The organism is Paraburkholderia silviterrae (assembly GCF_004353915.1).
Classification (GTDB): domain Bacteria; phylum Pseudomonadota; class Gammaproteobacteria; order Burkholderiales; family Burkholderiaceae; genus Paraburkholderia; species Paraburkholderia silviterrae.
On sequence record NZ_SMRP01000044.1, the window covers coordinates 12,014 to 34,315 of the forward strand.

The following is a 22,302-nucleotide window of genomic DNA, read 5'->3' on the forward strand; positions in this document are numbered from 1 at the left end:
ATGGCGCCCCCTTCGACGTTCACCGCCCTGCCCATCATTTACTCGAGCGCCCTGACCAGCCTCGTGGCGGCGCTCGCGAGTAGCCTGATCCTGTACTTGCTGTTGAAGACCGGATTCGCGTGGCGGCTGGCGACGGACGTACCCAACCACCGTTCGCTCCATAGCGTGCCGACACCGCGCGCCGGCGGCTGGGGCATTGTGCCCGTTGCCCTTGCCGCTATCGCGACGCTGGCCCCTGCGCTGTGGATCATAGGCGTTTGCGCGCTGGCGCTCGCCGTGGTCTCGCTGATCGACGACCGCCGCGACCTGCCGGCACGCCTGCGCTTCACAGTGCATCTGCTGGCCGTTGCGGCTGTGCTGACCGTCTGGCACACTGGCGTGCCGTGGTGGGCACTCGGGATAATCGCCTTTCTGATGCTGTGGCTCGTCAACCTGTACAATTTTATGGACGGGGCGGACGGACTTGCAGGCGGCATGACGCTGTTCGGTTTCGGCGCGTATGCGGTAGCGGCATCCCTCGGGCCGCCATCGCTCGCGCCGCTCGCCTGGAGCTGCGCGGCCATTGCGGGCGCGGCGCTCGGCTTTCTGGTATTCAACTTCTATCCGGCGCGCATTTTCCTTGGCGACACGGGATCAATCACGCTGGGCTTTCTTGCTGGCGCACTCGGCTACTGGGGCTGGCGCGCCGAGGCGTGGCCAATCTGGTTTCCAGCGCTGGTGTTCGCGCCTTTTATCGTCGATGCATCGGTAACCCTGCTGCGCCGCCTCGCGCGCGGTGAACGATTCTGGCAAGCCCATCGAGAGCACTATTATCAGCGCATGGTCCGTTCAGGCATGGGACATGCTCAGACGGCCGTGTTGTGGTATGCGGTAATGTTTGCCGGCATAATCGTCGCAATCTGCAATCTACGCTGCACGCCACGCGTGCAGTGGGGCATCGTTTTTCTCTGGGCCGTTGCATTGATGCTGATGGGCATTGCGATCGACCGGCGCTGGGTACGTTTCCAGTCCACCTTCAACAAACCGCTCAAGGCCGACGATGATGTTTAGAAACAAAGCCACATGGTTGTCCTTTAGTGCATTTTTGTTTGATTTACTCGCGGTTACCGCTTCGTGGCTGGTCGCGTACGTGATCCGGTTCAATGCCTTGGTGCCCGTTGAGTTCTGGGAGGGTGCGCTCAAGGCAATGCTGTGGGTACTGCCGATCTACGCATTCATGTTCTGGCTGTTCGGCCTGTACCGCGGCATGTGGGTTTTCGCAAGCCTGCCCGATCTCATGCGCATTTCGCGGGCAGTCGTTTCCGGTGCAATCGTTGTGATGGTGGCGGCCGTGATGCTGCAGCCGCACCCGATCGTGCCGCGCTCCGTGCTCGTGATTTCGCCGCTGCTGCTCTTTCTTGCGATGGGCGGCTCGCGCGCGGCATATCGCGCGCTCAAGGAATTCTATTTGTACGGCGGCCTCATCGGCCAGGGCAAGCCCGTCATCGTGCTCGGCGCGGGTGGCGCAGGGGCGAATCTCGCGCGTGAATTGTCGCGCTCTGGCGAATGGCGGCTGGTCGGCCTGCTCGACGACGACACAGCCAAACAGGGGCGAGAAATTTACGGCTACAAGATTCTCGGCCCTATCAGCGAACTGCCACACTGGGCCACTTCGCTCAAATGCGAATGCGCAATCATCGCCATGCCATCGGCGAGCGTCGAGGTCCGCAAGCACGTCGCCATGCTATGCGTTCGCGCCGACGTCAAGGCACTGATGCTGCCCTCGCTCGTCGAACTGAGTCAGGAACAGGGGTTCCTGTCGCAAGTCCGAAAGATCGACCTCGAGGATCTGCTTGGCCGCGATGCGGTGACCATCGACACCGACCACGTCGAAGAGTTGCTGCACAATCGCGTTGTCATGGTGACGGGTGCCGGTGGTTCTATCGGCTCGGAATTGTGCCGCCAGATCATGCGTTTTTCGCCCGCACAGATTATTGCCGTAGACCAGTCCGAATACGCCATGTACAAGCTCGCGGAGGAGATGAGTGAGCGATTTCCTGAGCAGGCACTGGTCACAGTCGTTGGAGACGTAAAGGATTCGCTCCTGATCGACCACGTAATGGCACGCCACGCCCCCCATATCGTGTTCCATGCGGCAGCGTACAAGCACGTGCCGATGATGGAGGAACTCAACGCGTGGCAGGCGATCCGCAACAACGTGCTCGGCACCTTCCGGGTGGGCCAGGCAGCTATGCGCCATGGCGTGCGGCGCTTCGTGCTGATCTCGACTGACAAGGCCGTGAATCCCACCAACGTAATGGGGGCAAGCAAACGGCTGGCAGAAATGGTCTGTCAGGCATTCCAGAGTGAAAAGGCTCAGGGCACGAAATTCGAGACCGTGCGTTTTGGCAACGTGCTCGGCAGCGCGGGCAGCGTAATCCCCAAGTTCCAGCAGCAAATCGCAAAGGGCGGCCCGGTTACAGTCACACATCCGGAAATCACACGCTTTTTCATGACGATCCCGGAAGCGTCGCAGCTTGTCCTGCAGGCTTCCAGCATGGGCAACGGCGGAGAGATCTTCATCCTCGACATGGGCGAGCCCGTGAGAATTGCGGACCTCGCGCGCGACCTGATCCGATTGTATGGCTTGCGCGACGAACAAATTCCGATCGTTTTCACTGGATTGCGCCCCGGCGAAAAGCTCTACGAGGAGCTTCTCGCCGACGACGAAACGACAACTCGCACGCTGCATCCGAAGCTGCGAATCGCGAAGGCGCGCTCAGCACCCGACGATCTGCTCGACGCGCTATTGCCTTGGCTGATGCAACGCCGGATCCCAACCGATAACGAAGTTCGGCGCGATCTGCGCAAATGGGTGCCTGAATATCAGCCGGTGCCATCGACGGAACTCAAGAGCCTGCCGATGGAGCAATTGCAAAGACGCGCCCTGCACTGACCTTAAGTGCCGCGTGGCTGCGACGTCACCGAAGCCTCGTGGCCTGTGATTGCGCAGCACCCTCGGAGCATTGATCGGCGCGCCCAGTCAGCGCATGAGGCTTCATCGATTCAAAGGCCTGAATTCTCGCTCGCCGCACGGCATGTCCGGTACGGTGGCACGCGGGCGCCTTGACTGCGGGCAACGCTCACGAACCGTGCCGCGCGTTATGCCGACACGGTGTCGCTTTGGCGCTCGAATACCAACACAGTCAGACGGCTGTCCCGGCCAATGTGCCAAGGCTCCACTGCGTATCGTTGATACTCGTTCTTCGAATAGCCGCTCAACACAAATCCAGGCGCCGCCAACGAGTCGCTCCGTGCGTACGGATTTGCCGAAATAGAGTGCGCCGGAACAGAACTCCCAACCTGGCGCCGCCGGGTCCCAGTTCCACTTGTGCATACCAAAATCAACGTCGATCGTCCCGAAGGGCACAGGCTTCGATTCGACTGTCGCGTCGGCGTCGAGCCACACAATCGTGCCATCAGACCGCGCCACATCTTGTGAATGAAACGCGCCTTATATGCGCAGTTGTCCGCCCATGTCGCCATAGTCTCGACCGGCTCGATGTGGTAACACGAGTTGGCCATCAAGCGTCATATGGGCCTGTCTATCAAAATCGCGGTCTCGTGTGCGATCTGATCCAATTGGATGACTCGCGCGCTTGCATTTATTTACAGCGACTACTCGCCGAGCACTAGACGACAACGCTCACGCAGCATTCGAAACTGCGAATCGCCAAGGAGCACACAGCCCTCGACGATCTACGCTGCGCGCGGGTGCCGTGGCACCGCATCCCAAGAGTGATCAAGTCACACTCCATAGGGGCCTCGAGTCTTCGCCTTCTTCGCAGTCTGACCGGATCACGAGAAGACCCCAAGCTCAAAAATTCAACACAAGCTCGCGTCGCGCCAGGAAGCAGAGACGGCGAGAGACAGCGGGCCACAACGGACACCCGGCGCTCAAGGCCGGGCGGCGCCGGCACGCGGCGCACCTGTTACCGACGGAAATATTTCGCTTCTGTCAGCACTGCAGGGGTCTGGGTATAATTCTTGTAAGCTAATTGTGGGCTGCTGTGTACGATGTTGCCGGAGGCGGCCGCTGTCACGTTTCGCATCTTTCTCTTGGCGACCGTGCGCATTTCCACAACGTTCATGTACAGGTTCATCGCATTCCAATGATTGAAGGCATTCAAGCCAACAACCTTGCTCAATCAGCATGGGATTGCCTGCTCGTCATGCTGGCAATCGGCGTGCCCGGACGGAGACCGCTCCTGAGTCTCACTGCCCGCACCGTGCGCTGTTGAACCTTTTCGACCCGTCATCATCGCGAGCAACTCGCGGCCCCAGTGCAGCCGCTGTTGCCCTTAGGCCGGTCCAACCAGATCAGATACCGATAGCCATGGAACTTTGAATCATGAGAGCAACCATCCGTGCGCTGGCGACACGCCTGCTTCCCTGGCGGCGTGTAGCAGACGATATGCAGCGCATCGAAGAACGCATCATCCAACACCTCGATCATAACGATCAGGCGCTAGCCGATGGGTTGACGCAACAGCGCGCCCATTTCGATGCGCAGACGGCTCGCGTCGATGAGTCGCTTGGAAAGCTCGACCAACGGCTCACCCACCAAGATCAGGCGCTTGACGAACTCCAGCAACGGACCGCCAGCCAGAATGACTCAATTGGCCAACTCGAACAACGGCTCAGCAGCCAGAACGATTCGCTCGGTAAGCTCGAGCAGCACGTCAGTGTCGTCCTCGGCACGCTGAGACCGAAGCGGCTCTTCATCTCGACGGGCTATTTCGCCACGACAATGGCCGCGACGATCTCTGGTCAACAACATCGTCAGTTCGACGACTACCTGCTCATCACACTCGACAGGCAGTCGGCTGCTGCCAATCGCCAATGGGCTTACCAGTTGAAGGACGAATGGGCCAGCGTTCAGACCGTTTCTCACGAGGACTACTACGAACGGACGGAAGCGTCACCCGAGTTGCCGTTCGCGGGAATTGAATTCGAGGAAATCTATTCCCCGTTCATCGAGATGGCGGGATTCGTGGAGCAACATTTCGCTGCCGGCCGCCACCAGTTCTATGAAGAAGGGCTGACCAGCTATCTGCAGGCACTGCGGTTTGCACCGCCTGACGAGAACTCGCGCTTCTTTGCGCTTGCGCCAACCGCGCTTCGGCAAGCGAACGTTGTGAGCGCACCCATCGACTACACAGTATTCGCGCAAGTGCTGCGCCGCAGTGCACAGTGTTACCGAATCCCACGCCTCAGCGGGGAGCGCAACGTGATCATCGTCACCAGCGGCGCGCCGCCGAATGAAAGCGCAGACCCGCTGACGGTGCTCGATCCCTACAACGAGCTGGCGGCAACGCTACTGAGCAAAGGCTACACGGTATGGGTGAAGGATCACCCTCGCGTCCCCCTCAAGGACATTTTTGCCACGTCGATACTAGCCCAACTAGGTGCGCAACTACTTGAAACGGACGCCCCTTTGCTTGAAACGGTTATCTCGTGCAATCGCGCCTCGATTGCGGCAATCGTCTCGGTCTACTCAAGTATCCTCGTGCATTCGTTTTGGCTGTTCGGGATCCCCGCGTTTTCGCTACGCACGGAACCAATCGGCATAACCCAGCAGTGGTGGAAGGACGTCCAGGACGCAATAGTCCCGGATATCGCCGAATTGATGAACTCCGCTCCCAACGATCTTGAGCGGGTGACGCGCGAGTTTCACAACCGGAATCTCACCTGGACGCCCCCCCATCTGACCGGCGCGGAGCACTGTTAACTTGCCCCAAAAAAAGGGGGGAATGTCATAAAGCAGGGTCACGTGTCCAATGGCCCGCCTCTTCCCCTGCGGCCCCCTTTTTTACACAATTCGGCAGCCGGAAAGCAACCGAGACCGCCACAAGAAGGGCTCACAAAAAATGTAAAGCTCAATGATCTCGACCATCCAACGACCCTGGACACTGCTAACATCAACAGCATCATGACCACGGAGGCGGCATGAAAGATCTTGTGCAAGGCATCGCGGGTGCGCTTGGATATGCAATTCGCAAATCCGATACGCTGGAAAATCTCCTTGAGTCGAAAGACTGGCTTTCGAAAAAGGTCGCTGCCCTCGAAGATAGGCTCCATGCGTCGACGAGCGAAATCGGCATGCTGCGTGACAGGTGTCGTCACCTCGAGGAAGATGCCGCGCAATCGAAACTGGCACTCGAAAACGCTCAGCAGCAAATTTCGGAGCGTGACCTCAAGATAAACCGTGCACAACGTTACCTGAATGCGGCTCAATATTCCGATTGGGCACACTCCGTTTTCGGACGGAGAATCATGCCGGTCACCGACACGTCCGTCAAAGGGATCGCTATATTTTCCGATGAATCCCTTTATTCGCGAGCGGCTGGAAGAACTCTGGGATATATCGAAGAAGCCTATGTCATCCAACTACTACAGAAAATACGGGATGAAAAAGTAACTGGTCAGATTGCCGAATTCGGCGTCTATCAAGGGAAGTGGCTAAAACTTCTCATGAACATGATGTCAAGTATCGGGCTTGAGCGGGAGCTGTGGGGTTTCGACAGTTTTGCCGGATTGTCTCATCCCAGCAAGGAATACGACGATCCTTTCTGGAAAGAAGGCATGTTCAGCGCCGGACTCGAAGAAGTGCGCCGCAATATAAATGCCGATAACCACGAGAATATTCACCTCGTCCCGGGCTGGTTTTCGGAGAGTCTGAGCACCCCAAAGGCTCAAGAACTCAAAGACATCTCCTATGCACGCATCGATTGTGACATTTATGAACCGGCTGTCGAATGCCTGCAGTTTCTTGGTTCCCGTCTTTCGCATGGAAGCGTCCTGGTTTTCGATGACTGGAGTCATGACATTTCCATTGGCGAAACGCGCGCATTTGCGGAATGGATAGAAAGTGTTCCACATTTAGATTTCGAATTTCTGTTTATGGGCGTCTGGGATCACTTCTACATGCGCGTATGGCATAAAGCAAAGCCACGACCGCTCGGCAATTAGGTTTTACACGCAGCTCTTCCTCATCTACAGGCGCCCGCGCGGCAATACCATCCCTCCCGGCCAATCATTTATTACTTTTTCCCGACATATTCATGTCTAAGTGATAACATGCGCTAAACTGCGCACACTTATTGGCCATACGAGGGTAATGCCCGCGCCGGTACCACCCTCGGTCGATCCGATCGCAATTTGGGTCCTCGGTCACACGTTGGCGTGTCCAGTGCCGCCCAATACTTCTTAAGACAGAAAATGTCAGGCATCCGCGGTTTCAAAGTACCTGCTATCCGTGAGCCGGTCATGTACGCGTGCGCCGGTCTTGCGAACACGGCAACTACCGCGGTCGTCATTATCGGGCTCATGCATATTGAATTGGGCACCGTACCGTCAAACTTTGCCGGCTATGCGGTCGGGCTCCTCCTGAGTTTCGTGCTGAACAGCCGCTACACGTTCCGAGCGAATGCCAGCGGGGCAATGCTCGTCAGATTTCTGGCTGCGGCAGGTATTGCGTACGTGGCGAATCTGATTGTGGTGCTCGCGACCCTTTACCTTACGGGGGCGCCGCGCATTTCGCAGATCGCCGGGATGCCCGTGTACACGATCGTGGGATATCTCGTGAACAAGAACTGGGCGATGAAAGGATAAACCGTCATGGCACCGACGCTGACCATTGTGGTTCCCTGCTTCAACGAGGAGGAATCGCTTCCCACGACGGCAGAGAAGCTGCGAACGAAGCTAGCCGACCTCGAAGCCGAACAACTCGTGAGCGGCGAAAGCCGGATCCTCTTTGTCGACGACGGTAGCCATGACCAAACCTGGGCGATTATCGACGAACTTGCGAAGGCGTCCAGTGCGTATTCGGGCGTCAAGCTTTCGCGCAACGTCGGCCATCAGAATGCATTGATCGCGGGCCTCGAGCATGTGAAAACAGACATATGCATCAGCATCGACGCCGATCTTCAGGACGATATCAACGCGATAGACGACATGGTGAGGCGATATCGCCTGGGAAGCCACGTCGTCTATGGCGTGCGCAAAGATCGGAGCTCGGACTCGCCGTTCAAGCGCAATACCGCACAACTGTTCTATCGCGCAATGAGCAGGCTCGGCGTCGAATCGGTAGAAAATCATGCCGATTTCCGGTTGCTCAGCAGCGAGGCCCTTGCCGCGCTGCTGTCCATGCGGGAGGCAAACGTCTACCTTCGCGGCATGGTGCCGCTGGTCGGATTTCCTGCCGCATGCGTCTACTACGACCGTGCCGCGCGGTTCGCCGGTCAATCGAAGTATCCACTGAAGAAGATGCTCGCGCTCGCCGTCAACGGCGTCACGTCGCTGTCCGTCGTCCCACTCAGGATCATTGCGGCCTTCGGGATGATCATGTCCTTCTTTGCGGGTTTGATGTCGCTCTGGGTGATCGCCGCCAAGCTCTTCGGGAACGCAGTGCCCGGATGGACGTCGACCAATCTCATCATCGTTTTTATGGGTGGCGTGCAGATGCTCGCGCTAGGCGTCGTTGGCGAGTACGTCGGATGCATCTATCTGGAAGTCAAGCGCCGACCTAAATACTTTGTCGAGAAAGCCACCGAGGCATGATGCGCCCTTACGCCAAGTTCCTGACGATCGCTGCGCCTCTCCTCGCTGGATTGCTTCTCTACCCCTACTTTCGCGCTTCCCTCCAACTTTACGAAATCGAGCATGCTCATACCCTCGCAGCCGTAGCGTCCATCGCTGGCGCGAGTTCCATGTATGCATTGATCTCGTATTGGCTGCGTCAGGCATCACGTGCGGCAATACGGTTCATGATCGTGATCTCGATAGCAGGCTCCCTGTTACGGCACGCAGGCATCCCCGGCGGCGCCGCCGCTTCCGTTGGCGTGGGCCTTGTGCAGGCATTTGCCGTCGGCCTCTTCGCGGTCTGCCTGGTCAACAGGCTCCTCATAGTCATGCGCGCAGCCAAAGCGGCACCGACGCTTCGCGCATCCACAGCGTGGGCTGCCATCGCGGTCTGGGTCGCTGTGGTCCTGCTATTCGTGCTCTGGTTCTCCATGACGCGATATGTCTGGTACTGGGATTACGCGCATTATGCACACCTCATCGCGGGCCTGAGCGAGACAGCAAGCAACGCCGGATTCCGCGGATTCATTTCGCAAATCAAATCGACACTGGACGCCGAATACAACCTGGTGCCGGCGATTGCCCCGTCTCTCGTCGAGTACTTCATTGGCAGCGCCGAGCGACCGATATTGATCTTTGCCATCGCGCTGGTCTACGTGGGTCCGATGTTGCTCTTCATGGCCTGGCTCGTGCACCGGGCTAGCGGCAGGAAGTTAAATGGAGGTGCCTCGCTGCTGATTGCCGTGCTTGCCACGCTGCTTTTCCCCCTCACATTCTTTTCGCCGCTATACGGCATGCCGGATATTGGGGGGGTGATATTGGTCATTGCAGTCGCCTGCACGCTTTACCGTGGCGGGGAACGAGAAAAGAGCGAGCACGACCGGCTCGCCACCCTCGTCCTTTGCGCCGGCACCGTCTTCATGCTGTGCCTGTTTCGGCGCTGGTATCTGTTCATCGTGCCCCCCCTCATCGTGGCCCTGGCAGCGCGTGAATGGTGCTTCTGGCGGGTAGCCCCTGAAGGTCGAAAGCACGCGTTCTGGAGAGCGGCGATGGTATTCGCGGCCTTCCTGACACTCTGTTTTCTTTCTTTCTACTGGCAGCGCCTCGCCGTCATGATCAAGGGAGACTATGCAGGCGCCTATCAGGCATATGGGGCGAGCACGAGCGTGGTTATCGCCATGGCGGTGCATTATCTGGGATATCTACCGCTCGCGATTTTCCTGATCGCGGTGCTCATGCTGGCGATCGATCCTCGCACGCGTATGACCGCGGCAGGCGTCGTGCTGTGCATCGGCTCCACGCTTTACCTGTTCACGCGCGTGCAGGCAATGGGCCCGCATCACTATCTGCTGATCGTTCCGGTGATGACTTTTTCCGTTGCCTATGCAGTCGCATCGCTCTACACGAACCGTCCTGCTGTGGGAAAAGTGTCGATCTGTGTGCTGGGCTTGCTTGCCATGACTTCGATCATCGGAGTCATGCACCCCAACAGCCGCGGGAAATTGATCGCATGGAGCGTATTTCCCACTGTGGATATGCGCCCTCCCCGCCGCGGTGATCTTCCCGAGCTCAATCGCCTGGATCGTGCTTTGGGTGAGGAAGCGAAAAAAGGCAGGACGTTTTGTGTCGTATCCAGCGGCGCGGTATTGAACGGATCGACAATAGCGGAATCCGCCATCAGTTTTGGCGAAACAGCGCGATATCCAATCGCCCAAAAGCAGCTCTGGCTTGGCGACGTCGATCGTCGCGACGGCCCCGCCATAAACTTCCTGTCTTGCGACGTTGCCGTCGTCGGCAACAAGGACTTCACCCACCTGAGTCCGGGTGAACAACAGGTGATTGTGTACCTTGCCAACGCCGTCAACTCCGGGCAGGGCATTGGCGCGAGCTTCCAGGAAACCGGCCAGACATACGACCTCGATGGCGGGGTGCAAGCCCGGCTGTTCCGAAGAATTGCTCCAATTCAGGTAGGCGACTGGCGGCAGTACGTCAAGGCCGTCAACCATCGATGAGGACCTGACTGTACGCAAACGGGCCCAACCGCTCACAGCAGAACCTATGGGTGCCGTGCCTGGCCGCGCCTTTGGGCAGCGGCCGCAGCTCCACCCGGAGGCAATTCAGATGTGCACGCGCCGGCTGTCCCGCACTGCCTTGATCCAGGTTCGCAATGATGCGACGCTCAAATCCCTGGCGGCAATCATTCCGTGAGACACAATGGGCCACCACAAGCGCCAGCCGGGCGCCGAGCCATAGTGACGAAAGACCGCGAGTTGGTTGCGCAGGTTGTAATAGTGCTTCATGCCATAAGGGCCGTCCCGCAAGCGCCCTTTCGCATTGCGCAGATGCGTGACGGAGGCCTTCGGTACGAGCCAGATCGACCACCCCGCGCTGCCGAGGCGTAGCGAGTATTCGGTGTCGTCATAGGCAAGAAAAAACGATGCATTGGGCAGGCCGATTTCCCGGACCGCCTCTGTGTTCAGCAGAAAGCCGACGAACGAAGCCGTGTCGACCTTGACGAAAGGTTCGCCATAGCGCTCACTCGCCACAGCCGGCTCCCGCAGCGTCTTCGGATCGAAGTAACGCCGGTGCATCACCGCGAGGCGGCCGAATTCAACCACGGCGGTGCACAGCGCGCCAACACGCTGTGCACGCATCTCTGGCAAAGCAGCGAGAAGCTGCTCCACCAGATCCGGGGCTGCCATCGCGTCGTCGTCCAGCAAAAGCATCCAGTCGGCGCCCTGGCGCATCGCATGTTCGACACCGGCCGCGAAGCCGCCCGCTCCGCCAACGTTCTGCTCGAGCCGCAGAACGTCGACCTGAACGAAACCTCGCAGCACCTGCGCCGTTTCCGGCGCGCTCGCATTGTCGACCACGATGAGCGACTGCAGCGCGCAAGTCTGTGCGCTCAGCGCCTTCAGTGCGTTGGCGAGCAGTTCGGGACGATTGTGCGTTACGACGACAGCCGCAACATTCACTGCAACGGATCCACAAAGAAGCGCGGCACGTCCTGTCCTGCCGTCTGCGCGGCGAGGAATGCATCGGCCGCATCGAGCGCTTCGCGAATCGTCACGTGCATGTCGAGATAGCGGTAGGTGCCGAGACGCCCCACGAAGCTCACGCCACGCTCTTGATTAGCGAGATCGACGTAATGCTTGAGCAGCGTCTTTTCCTTCGCAAGACGAATCGGATAGTACGGCACGTCATTTTCGCCACAGAAGCGGCTGTACTCCTTGAAAATGAGCGTGCGCTCGTGCGACTCCCACGGCGCGAAGTGCTTGTGCTCCGAAATACGCGTCCAGGGAACGTCGACGTCGCAGTAGTTGATGACCGCGTTACCCTGGTAGTCACCGTCGTGGCGCGATGCCTCGAAGTCGAGCGTGCGATAGCCGAGACGGCCGTCGCTGTAACCGAACCATCCGTCGATCGGACCGCTGTAGAAGACGTGCGCGTAGTCGCCCGCCTGCTTGCGATCGAAGCGTTCGTTCAGGTGGACCTTGATGGACGGATGATCGAGCAGTTTTTCGACGATGTACGTGTAGCCGTTCTTGGGCATCCCCTGGAACGCGCTGTTGTAGTAGTTGTCGTCATAGTTGAACCGCACAGGGAGGCGCTTCAGGATGCTCGCCTGCAGTTCGGTCGGATGCATGCCCCACTGCTTCGTCGTATAGCCGAGGAAGAAGGCCTCGTAGAGGTCGCGGCCGACGAACTTGAGCGCCTGTTCCTCGAAGTTCTGCGGCGTCTCGATCGATTTATCACCAAGCGATGCGAGAAACTCCCGGGCTTCGGCCGGCGACAGCGCCTTGCCGAAAAACTGGTTGATCGTCAGAAGGTTGATCGGAAGCGTATAGACGCGGCCCTTGACGATGGCCTTCACGCGGTTGACGAACGGCATGAATTCGTCGAACTGGTTCACGAACTGCCAGACCTGCTCGTCATTCGTATGAAAAATGTGCGGGCCATAGATGTGGACCATCACGCCCGTATCCGCATCGCGCTCCGAATGGCAGTTACCCGCGAGGTGGGGCCGTGTATCGAACACTTCCACGCTGTAGCCTTCGCGCGCGAGTCTGTAAGCCAAGACGGCCCCGGTAAAGCCCGCTCCCACGATTCCGATCTTTTTCACTTCCAACCCTTTCAACGATGGATAACTTGAACTTGATACGCCCCTGCCGACGCAAGACCGGCCACGCGGGGCAAAGTGCAGTCTGCGCGCGTTTGTTCCCTGGTGCGGCGCGCAGGCAACTGCGTCAGTGTAACGAACATCCCTGGGCGCGAATGGAGTTGCGCGGCATGTCCGAGGCACACAGCACGCGCCCTTACAGCATCATGTCGCGTGCCCAGAAGAGGGTGCGCTGCAAGCGGTTCGGCATTCGGCGCCAGACCTTGCGCGCAAGGCGATACGCCCGACTGCGGTTCATGCTGGCATCGACCGTTTTCGCGGCAACCGGACGACGCTCGATCACGGCCTCATACCAGAACGTGCGGCGCAGGAAATACCAGTAGAAGTAGGCGAGCGGCGCAGCAGCGTTGTTCCACGGCTTCGCCTCGAAGCCCGCGTAGTGGATCATGCGCGGACTCGCGAATGCCTCACGCACCTTCTCCGCCAGATTCACGTGAAGCCCGGAAACGACGTCCATCGACATGTTCACCACGTTCCAGCTGAGATCGAGGAACTTCACATGGCCGACGAGGTGCTTGTTGAGCACGTCCTGATCGAGGAACCAGTAGCGCTTGCTGGTGAGATCGGCATAGGCGACCTCGCGCAGATTCATCTTGCGAAGCGCCTCGAGGTCCATGACGATGAGCCCAGCCTGGAAGTACTCGTGGCCACGATCGCCCATGCCGAGCCAGTCGCGCAGATAGTTTCCGGCGCGTGCGCCACCGGCTTCCTTGAGCGCGGGCACGCCAGTCGCCGCGAAGCTGCGCATGATGATATCGGGCACCGCTGCCACGGCGTTGCCGTCGAGCTCCATGTCGAAGAGGGTCGACAGGTCGCCGAGCACGACCGTGTCCGCGTCGACGTAGACCACGCGATCGTGGTTGGCGAGCAACTCGCCGAGGCTCAACCGATAGAACGTCGCGGCGGAAAAGTGCGCATGCAACGGAATATCGCCGAACATGTGCGAGCACGACACGAACGTGAGACGGCCGCGGCCGTTCAGGCGGAATTGCCGCTCCAGCATGCTGCGCTGGTCGGCGGGAATGCCGCCGTCCAGGACAACGAGATCCAGTTCGCGCTGTGGATCGAGACTCGCCTGCACCGAAGTCATGAAGGTCGCGAGGTGCGGCACGAAATTGCCGTCCGATGCCGTCACCACGCTCACCGCGTGGGCGGGCGGCCGCTCGGGCGCATGGTAGATGACGCGTTCGTCGCGCACGAAGACGCGCTCGAGCTCCACGTACTTTGCCGGGTCAGCAAGGCGCTTGTGCGCGAAGATATTGAAGAGGCGTTCCGACATGTAACCGAACACGCGCTGGGCGGCGACGGAGTAGTTCGTCAGATCGAGACGACGCTCAACTTCGAAGAGGATCGAGAACAACCATTCGCAGTACTCGTCGAAAAGGTCGCGGCGCAGAACGAAGATGTTCGTGAAGTAGCCGTCGTGCGCCGCCATCACGGCGTCGAAATGTTCGACATCGGCCGGATACAGTTCGTCGATGACCTCGCGCAGCACGTCGAGGTCCGCTTCGTGATGATGAGCGGCCTTCACGTAGTGGGCGCGCAGTGTGCGGTTGCCCGCGTTGCGCACCGACCACTTCTGCGGCAACACGGCTAGCAGGCCGGCCTTCGAGTTGAGCAACGACTCGACATGCGATGTCGTCAAGCCGAGCTTCTCGATCGTTGCATAGTCGAGCTTGTCGTAGTTTGCGCAGCCATGCACGTCGATTTCATGCGTCTCACCACTGAAGTCGAGGAAGCGACGATAGTGCATGAGCCCGATCCATCGCGCATCGTGATCGTTCTTCCAGGCCCAGTACAAGGCAGTCAGTTCGCAAAACGTTCCGTTCTTAAGCGAAATGTTTTCGCCCGTATCGTCGCGGATCAGGCCGAGTTTGGCGGACGACCGGGCGGCGCCCACCTGGATCGGCAGGAAACAAGCGTCGGACACCGTTACCGGTATCGGCTTGTGGTAGCAGACGTAGATATGGGCGGAGCTGGTCATCGTCGACATGGCAGATTAAATCGGTAAGCGCAAGCGCGTAATTTCGGAGAGCCGAGCGGGCGAAGGCGCCACTGGCTAAACAGGCTGATCGACCGGCACCTCGGTCAACGCGCCCTTCTCGAGCACGATCTTGCGGTTGCAAACCTTCTGCACCAGTTGCGGAGAATGCGAAGCCATCACAAGGATCGACGATCGCTCGACAAGCGAATTCAAACGATCGGACGCCTTTTTGTTGAACGACGCATCGCCCACGGACAGCCATTCGTCCATCAGCAGGATATCGGGGTGCACCGCGGTCGACACGGCAAACGCAAGGCGCAAGGCCATGCCGCTCGAATACGTGCGGGCGGGCATGTTGAGATAATCACCCAGTTCGCTGAACGCAGCAATCTCGTCGATTTTCTGCTCGATCTCGCTCGGGTGCAGCCCCATCACGACGCCGCGCAGGAAGATGTTCTCATAGCCCGTGGCCTCCGGATCCATCCCCAGAGACATGTCGAGCAGCGAGCCGATCTTGCCCTTGACATCCAGTTTGCCGAACACCGGCGCGTAGACGCCAGACAGAACCCGCAGCAGCGTGGTCTTGCCTGCACCGTTGTGCCCCACCAACGCGACCCGGTCGCCGGGCTTGAATTCGAAGCTCGCTTCGCTCACCGCGCGCACGACCACGTGCTTGCCCGCGTCGCGGGCGACCCGGCCGCCCGTGGTCGCGCGCAGCACGGCCTTCTTCAGGGACCGGTGCGACGCGTTGAAAATGGGAAACTCGACCGTGATGTTTTCGGCGCGAATATGTACGGAGTCCATTCGACGGTCCTCTTAAAGCCAGTACGCGATGCGATGCCGGTAGCGCGAGAGCAGCAGCGAAGCCAGAATCGCGAAGAAGGCCGTCGTCCCCAGCACCCAGACCCATGACTGCCAGGCGGGCAGCGTGCCGAGCAACGGATCACGCACGATGCTGATGAGGTGAGTCGCGGGATTAAAGTCCACGAGCCACCTGAAGCGCTCGCCAAGCGTCTTCGGCTGCCACAGGATCGGCGTGACATAAAAGCCGATCATGGTCAGGTTCTGGACAACGGGCTGCAAATCCCGAAACCGCGTGCACGGAATGGCCACGCACAGCGACGCGAAATAGATCGCCAGCGTGGCAAGCAGCAGGCCGGGAATCGCCACGAGCGCCGTCCACGACCATCCTGGCCCGACGAACGAGATCACCACGACAATCACGACGAAGTTGTGCGCGAGAATGATCAGGTTGCGCACGACAAGCCGCAGAATGTACGAGGGCATCGGCAAACGTGTCTGTTTCATCAGCCCTTCGAAGAGGGTGAAGCCTGTGCACGACTCGTTGATCTGTGTCGAGTAATACGACCAGAACACCTGCCCCACCGCATAGAACGGCAGGTACTCGGTGATCTTCATGTTGAAGATGAGCGACCAGACGGCGCCGAGCGTCGCGATCAGAATGCCGGTGCTGAGCGTCACCCAGAATGGCCCGAGCACCGAGCGGCGATAGCGCTGCTTGATGTCGTACCAGGCGAGCAAGCCCCATAGATGGGGTGCTTTGGCCGTATCCCAGAGCTCGTTCCTGCGAAAATCTATTCGTCCCATAAATCGAGGTGTGATTGGTTCAGTTGCCTTCGTCTGTCGAAGGTCATAGGGAACGCCGACGCTGGCCAGCTTGACGCGCGCTCGCGCAAGGCCGGGTGGCAGACAGTGCTTCCGGCGAGCGCCTCGGTGCTTATAGCCACCGCCAGCCAAACCGGTTGAAAAAACGTACCGCCGAAACGGCGAACATCCTGATGTGCTTCGCTCCTTTGCGCGCCGCGCCTCCCCCGTGGTGAACGATGCGCACGGCCGGACAATAGACAAGCCGAGCGACCTTCGCGATGCGCAGGCTCAGGTCGTAATCCTCGAAATAGAGGAAGTAGCTCGGATCGAATCCACCCACCGCCTGTAACGCGCGCGTGCGGCACAACATGAAACAACCGCTCACAATGGCCGGATCCCAGACATCGGCATTGCTGGCACATCTGTCGCGCATTTCGTAACGATCGAGGCGGTGCCTGAACATCCGCTGGACAGAACGCGGCGCAAAGCCGCGCAGGACCAGATCGGCAACCTTGGGAAAGCGCCGGCAGAGGTACTGCTGCTTGCCGTCATCGTCGCTCACGTAAGGCGCGAGCATGCCGACGGCCTCATGCCGCATCATGAAGTCTACGGCGTTGGCCATCGCGTCCTTGCTGAGCCGGACGTCCGGATTCAGCACGAGATGAAACTCGCTGTTGGCTGCCATGATAGCCAGGTTGTGTCCGCGGCCATATCCGACGTTGCCGTGCCCGGAAACCACCGTGAATTCGAACTGCTTGCGCACAAAGCGCTCCGCCATGCCGGCCGGCACTTGTGTCCCCCCGTTGTCGACGAGCCAGATGCCCGCAATCGACGGCGGGCCGTCGCTCGTGCGCTTGCTTGCCAGCACCTCGAGGGCGTCGGCGAGCGTATCCATCGTCTCCTCCAGCAGACGGCGATCCGGATGATAGGTGACAACGGAAATGGAAACCCAGCAATCCGGACGGGCGGTTCGATTCATTGAACAAAAACCGGGGACAGGCAATGCGATATCTTGCGGCAGTAAATTCGAGTCAAAGCTTGCGAAATCCTTTCGCAAACAGACTGCCGCCCGATTGCTGCCAGCCTGTCTGGATCCATTACACAGCGTGCGCCCGGACGGCCCACGATGGCGACTACGTTTCGCAATAAGCGCCCGAAATCCGGCATGCGAAATTGACCGGCAATTATAACGGAGCCGCCGCACCAAGACACGCGATATACAATCTGAGACATCTGTTGCATTGCACTCGCGTGCCATCGCGCCCCGCGGATTCAGGGGTCCGGCGCGTTTTTAGCGCATGTCTTCCCTAGCCGCACCGAACCGCACCCCATAATCTGCATATTCGTCCATCACGCAGCGCAGCGCGTCCTCCCAGTCCGGCGCGAAAAAGCCAAACGCCTGCCGGATTTTCTCAGTCGACAGACAGGAGTTCGCCGGGCGGGTTGCCGGGGTCGGGTACTCTGTAGTTGCAATCGGCATCACGTTGGGACGTTTCGCCGCTGGCAGATAGCTGAAGATCGCCGACGCGAAACCATGCCACGATGTGCTCCCCGCCGCCGTAAGGTGATAAAGCCCACTATAACGCGCCCACCACGCTTCGAGCGCCTCGGCTTCACGCGGCCATTGCGCCACGATATGTGCGGTCGCCGCCGCGATCGTCCGGGTCCAGGTCGGCGCGCCGCACTGATCGGACACGACACGAATCTCGTCGCGCGTTTGCGCGAGGCGCAGCATGGTCAACAGGAAATTGGCGCCGCGCAGGCCATAGACCCAGCTGGTGCGGAAGATCAGATGCCTGCCGCCCACCTGCGCGATCGCCGCTTCGCCGGCCAGCTTGGTGCGGCCGTAGACATTGAGCGGACTCGCCGCATCCGTCTCGACGTAGGGCCGCGCCAGCGTACCGTCGAACACGTAGTCGGTTGAATAGTGAATCAGCGTAGCGCGAAGTCGCGCCGCCTCTTCGGCCAGCACGCCGGGTGCCTGCGCGTTGATCCGTTGCGCGAGCACCGAATCCGCTTCGGCGCGATCCACGGCAGTATAGGCCGCGGCATTGACGATTACGGCAGGGCGCAGCGTGCGCACAACCTGACGTATCTGATCGAAATCCGCGAGATCGAGGCCATGCCGATCAAGCGCGACAATATGCCCCTCGCCCTGTAGCGAGCGCAGTAACTCCTGGCCGAGTTGACCGTTGGCGCCCGCCAGCAGTATCACGGGCGCCCCCTGCCCAACGCCGTTCGGAACCGGGGTGGCCTCACGCATAGATTTGCGCGTGTGCAAGGCTACTGCCCGCCGCGTCCTTCTGACCCAAGACGGGTGCGACGTCAAGCGGCCATTCGATGCCGATCGTCGAATCGTTCCAAATGATGCAGCGCTCGTGCTCGGGATACCAGTAGTCGGTAGTCTTGTAGAGGAATTCGGCGTAGTCGGAAAGCGCCAGAAAGCCGTGAGCAAAGCCAGGGGGAATCCAGAGTTGCCGTCTGTTCTGCGCGCTCAGATGCACGCCGACCCATTTGCCGAACGTGGGCGAACTCGCCCGGACATCCACCGCCACGTCATAGACTTCGCCTGCGACTACGCGCACGAGCTTGCCCTGCGGCTTCACGAGCTGATAATGCAGCCCGCGCAACACGCCGCGCGTCGAGCACGAGTGATTGTCCTGCACGAAGGTGACATCGACGCCCACCTGCCGCGCAAACTCGCGCGCGTTAAAGCTCTCGTAGAAGAACCCGCGCTCGTCCTTGAAGACTGTGGGTTCGATGATCTTCACTTCAGGCAGCGCGCCAGTCGCTATAGCTGTTTTCATAGGCTCCGGCCCGTCAACAGACTTCTCAAGTATTGTCCATAGCCGTTCTTCGCAAGCGGCTCGGCCAGTTGTGCCAGTTGTTGCGCATCGATCCAGCGATTGCGGAACGCAATCTCTTCGGGGCACGCCACCATCAGGCCCTGGCGCTTCTGCAAGGTCGCGATGAACGTCGCTGCCTCGATCAGCGAATCGTGCGTTCCCGTATCGAGCCACGCATAGCCGCGCCCCATGATCTCGACGTGCAGCTTGCCCGCTTCCAGATAGCGCGAGTTGACATCCGTAATTTCGAGCTCTCCGCGAGCCGATGGACGAATATCCATGGCGATGTCGCAGACGTCGTTGTCATAGAAGTAGAGACCCGTGACCGCGTAATTCGATCGGGGCACCATCGGCTTCTCTTCGATCGACAGCGCGCGATAAGCTTCGTCGAATTCCACGACGCCATAGCGCTCGGGATCGTTCACGTGATACGCGAACACGGTTGCCCCACCGGTCCGTGCATTGGCCTGCACAAGCTGGTGCACGAGGTCATGCCCGTAAAAGATGTTGTCGCCGAGAACGAGTGCGCACGGGTCGTTGCCGATGAACTCGCGGCCGATCAGAAAGGCCTGGGCCAAACCGTCCGGCGAAGGCTGCGTCGCGTACTGGAGGTTCATGCCCCATTGAGAGCCGTCGCCAAGGAGGCTCTGAAAACGCGGCGTGTCGGCGGGCGTGGAGATCACCAGCACATCCCGGATTCCCGCGAGCATGAGCGTCGTGAGCGGATAGTAGACCATCGGCTTGTCGTAGACGGGTAGCAGTTGCTTGGACACCGAATGCGTGACCGGATACAGCCGCGTGCCCGATCCGCCCGCAAGTATGATGCCTTTGCGCTTCATCGCTTTCTCCACGTGTTCAAGCGTAGTGCGAGTCGATCCAGTGACGATAACTACCGCTCGTCACGCCTGCTATCCATGCGGGATTGTCGAGGTACCACTGCACCGTCTTCGCCAGCCCCGTTTCGAAGGTCTGCGCAGGCCTCCACCCGAGTTCGCGCTCGATGCGCGTCGCATCAATCGCGTAGCGCCGGTCATGGCCGGGCCGATCCTTGATCAATTCGATCTGCGAAGCGTGCGACGCGCCATCCGCGCGCGGCTCGTGTTCGTCGAGCATGTTGCATATCGCCTGCACGACGTCGAGATTCGTCATCTCGTTCCAGCCGCCGATGTTGTAAGTCTGCCCGGGCACACCACGCTCGAGAACCGCGCGAATCGCTGCGCAATGGTCGCCGACGTAGAGCCAGTCGCGCACGTTCTTGCCATCGCCGTAGATCGGCAACGGCTTGCCCGCGAGCCCGTTGAGGATCATGAGCGGTATCAGTTTCTCCGGAAACTGGTACGGGCCGTAGTTGTTCGAGCAGTTCGTCGTCAGTACAGGGAGGCCATAAGTGTGATGCCAAGCCCGCACCAGATGGTCCGACGCCGCCTTGCTTGCCGAATATGGGCTATTCGGCGCGTATGGCGTGCGTTCATTGAAGGGCGCATCCTCGGCCGCGAGCGAGCCGAACACCTCGTCGGTCGAGACATGGAGGAAACGGAACGCGTCGCGCTCCCCCGCCGGCAATGTGCGCCAATAAGCCGTTGCGGCCTCGAGCAAGGCGAAGGTGCCGATCACGTTCGTCTGCACGAAAGCGCCGGGTCCATGAATCGAGCGGTCCACATGGCTTTCCGCCGCAAAATGCAGCAGCGCGCGCGGACGATGCTGCGCGAAAAGCGCGTCGATCGCATCTCGGTCGCAGATATCGACGTGCGCGAACCCATAGCGCGGATCGCCCGCGAGCGGTGCGAGAGTTTCGGCGTTGCCGGCGTAGGTCAGCTTGTCGATGTTGACGATCGCTTCGTCGTGATCGCAAAACCAGTCGAGAATGAAGTTGCTGCCGATGAAACCGGCGCCACCTGTGACGAAAATCAAACCGTATCCTCCTTGGCCTCTATGGCGCCAAGTTGCCTCGGGAAACCTTCGCGGCGGCAATGTCTGGCCGCCCGGCACGCGCTCGGGCGGCAACCATGCCCGTCACGCCAGCGCGCTGCACCGGCATGGCAGCAGGCATCAGCCTGGCTGAACTGTCGACAGGTATGCGCGGAAATCCGCCGCCACTTCCGGGTGGCGCAGGGCAAATTCAACGGTAGCCTTGAGGTAGCCGAGCTTGCTGCCACAGTCGAAGCGCGTGCCGTTGTACTTGTACGCGAGCACCTGCTCGTCGGCGAGCAGCGACTGGATGGCGTCGGTGAGCTGTAACTCGCCGCCTGCGCCCGGCTTGAGCGCGCGCAGGTGGTCGAAAATGCGCGGCTTGAGCACGTAGCGCCCTACCACGCCGAGATTCGAAGGCGCGACTTCGGGTGCCGGCTTTTCTACGATGCCCGAGAGCTTGACGATCGAGTCTTCCCACTCCTTGCCGTCGACGATGCCGTACGAGCGTGTTTCCTCGGGCGGAATCTCTTCCACGCCGAGCACCGAGCTATGGTAGTGGTCGAACACCTCGACCATCTGCTTCATGACGGGCGGCTGCCCGTAGAGCAGGTCGTCGGCAAGGATCACGGCAAACGGATTGTTGCCCACCATTTTTTCCGCGCAGAGCACGGCGTGGCCCAAGCCAAGCGCCTCCGGCTGGCGCACGTAGAAGCAGTCAACGTTGTTCGGCTTGATGCTGCGCACCAGCGCAAGGAGCTTTTCCTTGCCGCGCGCCTCGAGTTCGGCCTCGATCTCATAGGACTTGTCAAAATGGTCCTCGATCGCGCGCTTGCTACGGCCCGTCACAAAGATCATCTCGGTGATGCCAGCCGCCACGGCCTCCTCGACTGCGTACTGGATCAGCGGCTTGTCGACGACCGGCAGCATTTCCTTCGGACTGGCCTTGGTGGCCGGGAGAAACCGCGTGCCGAGACCCGCCACCGGGAATACGGCCTTTGTAACTTTAAGCATATGAAATCCGAGTCCCACTCAAACGTATAATGGCAGCGACTCATCGCGCGGCGCTTCGCCGTCATGCGATGCATTTGCGTCGCACGTTGAATGCCCCTGCTGGTTGGCGCCGGAAGGTTGACCCACCGTGCTGAATCTCC

The 22,302-nt window shown here is 59.8% G+C and carries 19 protein-coding genes; 7 read left to right on the plus strand and 12 right to left on the minus strand.

Annotation, left to right across the window (positions count from 1 at the left end; genetic code table 11):
* Entirely contained in the window at positions 1–1,050 is a 1,050-nt protein-coding gene (locus EYW47_RS37760; RefSeq protein WP_133199906.1) for an MraY family glycosyltransferase, read from the plus strand.
* A complete protein-coding gene (locus EYW47_RS37765) occupies positions 1,043–2,935 on the plus strand; it encodes a polysaccharide biosynthesis protein (protein ID WP_133199935.1) in 1,893 nt (630 codons plus the stop codon). Before EYW47_RS37760 ends, EYW47_RS37765 begins: the two co-directional genes overlap by 8 nt.
* A gap of 1,036 nt (positions 2,936–3,971) precedes the next feature.
* Here the strand turns inward: EYW47_RS37765 and EYW47_RS37770 are convergent.
* Positions 3,972–4,187 carry a hypothetical protein gene (locus EYW47_RS37770; RefSeq protein ID WP_133199907.1) on the minus strand — a complete coding sequence of 72 codons (216 nt, stop codon included), beginning with the start codon at positions 4,185–4,187 and terminating at the stop codon, positions 3,972–3,974.
* Between the two features lie 203 nt (positions 4,188–4,390).
* On the opposite strand from EYW47_RS37770, the gene EYW47_RS37775 reads away from it, so the two are divergent.
* The 5 genes from EYW47_RS37775 to EYW47_RS37795 all read left to right on the plus strand — a co-directional run bounded on the left by EYW47_RS37775 (position 4,391) and on the right by EYW47_RS37795 (position 10,634).
* Complete coding sequence (locus EYW47_RS37775; RefSeq protein WP_133199908.1) at positions 4,391–5,770, plus strand: polysialyltransferase family glycosyltransferase; 1,380 nt, start codon at positions 4,391–4,393, stop codon at positions 5,768–5,770.
* Positions 5,771–5,988: 218 nt separating this feature from the next.
* Positions 5,989–7,011 (plus strand): TylF/MycF/NovP-related O-methyltransferase, encoded by a 1,023-nt coding sequence (locus EYW47_RS37780; RefSeq protein WP_133199909.1) that lies wholly within the window; start codon positions 5,989–5,991, stop codon positions 7,009–7,011.
* A 249-nt stretch (positions 7,012–7,260) separates the two neighbouring features.
* Positions 7,261–7,653, plus strand: coding sequence for a GtrA family protein (locus EYW47_RS37785; RefSeq protein WP_205710225.1), 393 nt, complete (start codon positions 7,261–7,263; stop codon positions 7,651–7,653).
* Between the two features lie 6 nt (positions 7,654–7,659).
* A complete protein-coding gene (locus EYW47_RS37790; protein WP_133199910.1) occupies positions 7,660–8,601 on the plus strand; it encodes a glycosyltransferase family 2 protein in 942 nt (313 codons plus the stop codon).
* Positions 8,602–8,750: 149 nt separating this feature from the next.
* Positions 8,751–10,634, plus strand: coding sequence for a hypothetical protein (locus EYW47_RS37795; RefSeq protein ID WP_133199911.1), 1,884 nt, complete (start codon positions 8,751–8,753; stop codon positions 10,632–10,634).
* A gap of 105 nt (positions 10,635–10,739) precedes the next feature.
* Here EYW47_RS37795 and EYW47_RS37800 read toward each other — a convergent pair whose 3' ends face one another.
* The 11 genes from EYW47_RS37800 to galU all read right to left on the minus strand — a co-directional run bounded on the left by EYW47_RS37800 (position 10,740) and on the right by galU (position 22,162).
* Positions 10,740–11,597, minus strand: coding sequence for a glycosyltransferase (locus tag EYW47_RS37800; RefSeq protein WP_133199912.1), 858 nt, complete (start codon positions 11,595–11,597; stop codon positions 10,740–10,742).
* Positions 11,594–12,745: a UDP-galactopyranose mutase gene (glf, locus tag EYW47_RS37805; RefSeq protein WP_133199913.1), complete on the minus strand. Its 1,152-nt coding sequence runs from the start codon at positions 12,743–12,745 to the stop codon at positions 11,594–11,596. The genes EYW47_RS37800 and glf overlap by 4 nt, the downstream gene beginning before the upstream one ends.
* Positions 12,746–12,938: 193 nt before the next feature.
* A complete protein-coding gene (locus EYW47_RS37810) occupies positions 12,939–14,795 on the minus strand; it encodes a DUF4422 domain-containing protein (protein WP_133199914.1) in 1,857 nt (618 codons plus the stop codon).
* Between the two features lie 66 nt (positions 14,796–14,861).
* The gene (locus tag EYW47_RS37815) at positions 14,862–15,590 is read right to left on the minus strand and encodes an ABC transporter ATP-binding protein (RefSeq protein ID WP_133199915.1); all 729 of its coding nucleotides are present in this window, start codon (positions 15,588–15,590) and stop codon (positions 14,862–14,864) included.
* Positions 15,591–15,602: 12 nt separating this feature from the next.
* The gene (locus EYW47_RS37820) at positions 15,603–16,394 is read right to left on the minus strand and encodes an ABC transporter permease (RefSeq protein WP_133199916.1); all 792 of its coding nucleotides are present in this window, start codon (positions 16,392–16,394) and stop codon (positions 15,603–15,605) included.
* Between the two features lie 130 nt (positions 16,395–16,524).
* Positions 16,525–17,373, minus strand: coding sequence for a glycosyltransferase family 2 protein (locus EYW47_RS37825; protein ID WP_133199917.1), 849 nt, complete (start codon positions 17,371–17,373; stop codon positions 16,525–16,527).
* Positions 17,374–17,685: 312 nt separating this feature from the next.
* Complete coding sequence (gene rfbD / locus EYW47_RS37830) at positions 17,686–18,657, minus strand: dTDP-4-dehydrorhamnose reductase (RefSeq protein ID WP_133199937.1); 972 nt, start codon at positions 18,655–18,657, stop codon at positions 17,686–17,688.
* On the minus strand, positions 18,650–19,201 hold the full coding sequence (rfbC, locus tag EYW47_RS37835; RefSeq protein WP_133199918.1) for a dTDP-4-dehydrorhamnose 3,5-epimerase: 552 nt from the start codon (positions 19,199–19,201) through the stop codon (positions 18,650–18,652). The genes rfbD and rfbC overlap by 8 nt, the downstream gene beginning before the upstream one ends.
* A complete protein-coding gene (gene rfbA, locus EYW47_RS37840) occupies positions 19,198–20,079 on the minus strand; it encodes a glucose-1-phosphate thymidylyltransferase RfbA (protein WP_133199919.1) in 882 nt (293 codons plus the stop codon). Before rfbA ends, rfbC begins: the two co-directional genes overlap by 4 nt.
* A 16-nt stretch (positions 20,080–20,095) precedes the next feature.
* Entirely contained in the window at positions 20,096–21,151 is a 1,056-nt protein-coding gene (gene rfbB / locus EYW47_RS37845; RefSeq protein ID WP_133199920.1) for a dTDP-glucose 4,6-dehydratase, read from the minus strand.
* A gap of 138 nt (positions 21,152–21,289) precedes the next feature.
* A complete protein-coding gene (gene galU / locus EYW47_RS37850; protein ID WP_133199921.1) occupies positions 21,290–22,162 on the minus strand; it encodes a UTP--glucose-1-phosphate uridylyltransferase GalU in 873 nt (290 codons plus the stop codon).
* Positions 22,163–22,302 lie beyond the last annotated feature (140 nt).

Bases quoted from the DNA above. Each gene is read 5' to 3' on its own strand.
- EYW47_RS37760 (WP_133199906.1), top strand. From the start codon at position 1: ATGGCGCCCCCTTCGACGTTCACCGCCCTGCCCATCATTTACTCGAGC.
- EYW47_RS37765 (WP_133199935.1), top strand. From the start codon at position 1,043: ATGTTTAGAAACAAAGCCACATGGTTGTCCTTTAGTGCATTTTTGTTT.
- EYW47_RS37775 (WP_133199908.1), top strand. From the start codon at position 4,391: ATGAGAGCAACCATCCGTGCGCTGGCGACACGCCTGCTTCCCTGGCGG.
- EYW47_RS37780 (WP_133199909.1), top strand. From the start codon at position 5,989: ATGAAAGATCTTGTGCAAGGCATCGCGGGTGCGCTTGGATATGCAATT.
- EYW47_RS37785 (WP_205710225.1), top strand. From the start codon at position 7,261: ATGTCAGGCATCCGCGGTTTCAAAGTACCTGCTATCCGTGAGCCGGTC.
- EYW47_RS37790 (WP_133199910.1), top strand. From the start codon at position 7,660: ATGGCACCGACGCTGACCATTGTGGTTCCCTGCTTCAACGAGGAGGAA.
- EYW47_RS37795 (WP_133199911.1), top strand. From the start codon at position 8,751: ATGTATGCATTGATCTCGTATTGGCTGCGTCAGGCATCACGTGCGGCA.
- EYW47_RS37810 (WP_133199914.1), bottom strand. From the start codon at position 14,795: ATGTCGACGATGACCAGCTCCGCCCATATCTACGTCTGCTACCACAAG.
- EYW47_RS37815 (WP_133199915.1), bottom strand. From the start codon at position 15,590: ATGGACTCCGTACATATTCGCGCCGAAAACATCACGGTCGAGTTTCCC.
- EYW47_RS37820 (WP_133199916.1), bottom strand. From the start codon at position 16,394: ATGGGACGAATAGATTTTCGCAGGAACGAGCTCTGGGATACGGCCAAA.
- EYW47_RS37825 (WP_133199917.1), bottom strand. From the start codon at position 17,373: ATGAATCGAACCGCCCGTCCGGATTGCTGGGTTTCCATTTCCGTTGTC.
- rfbD (WP_133199937.1), bottom strand. From the start codon at position 18,657: ATGCGTGAGGCCACCCCGGTTCCGAACGGCGTTGGGCAGGGGGCGCCC.
- rfbC (WP_133199918.1), bottom strand. From the start codon at position 19,201: ATGAAAACAGCTATAGCGACTGGCGCGCTGCCTGAAGTGAAGATCATC.
- rfbA (WP_133199919.1), bottom strand. From the start codon at position 20,079: ATGAAGCGCAAAGGCATCATACTTGCGGGCGGATCGGGCACGCGGCTG.
- galU (WP_133199921.1), bottom strand. From the start codon at position 22,162: ATGCTTAAAGTTACAAAGGCCGTATTCCCGGTGGCGGGTCTCGGCACG.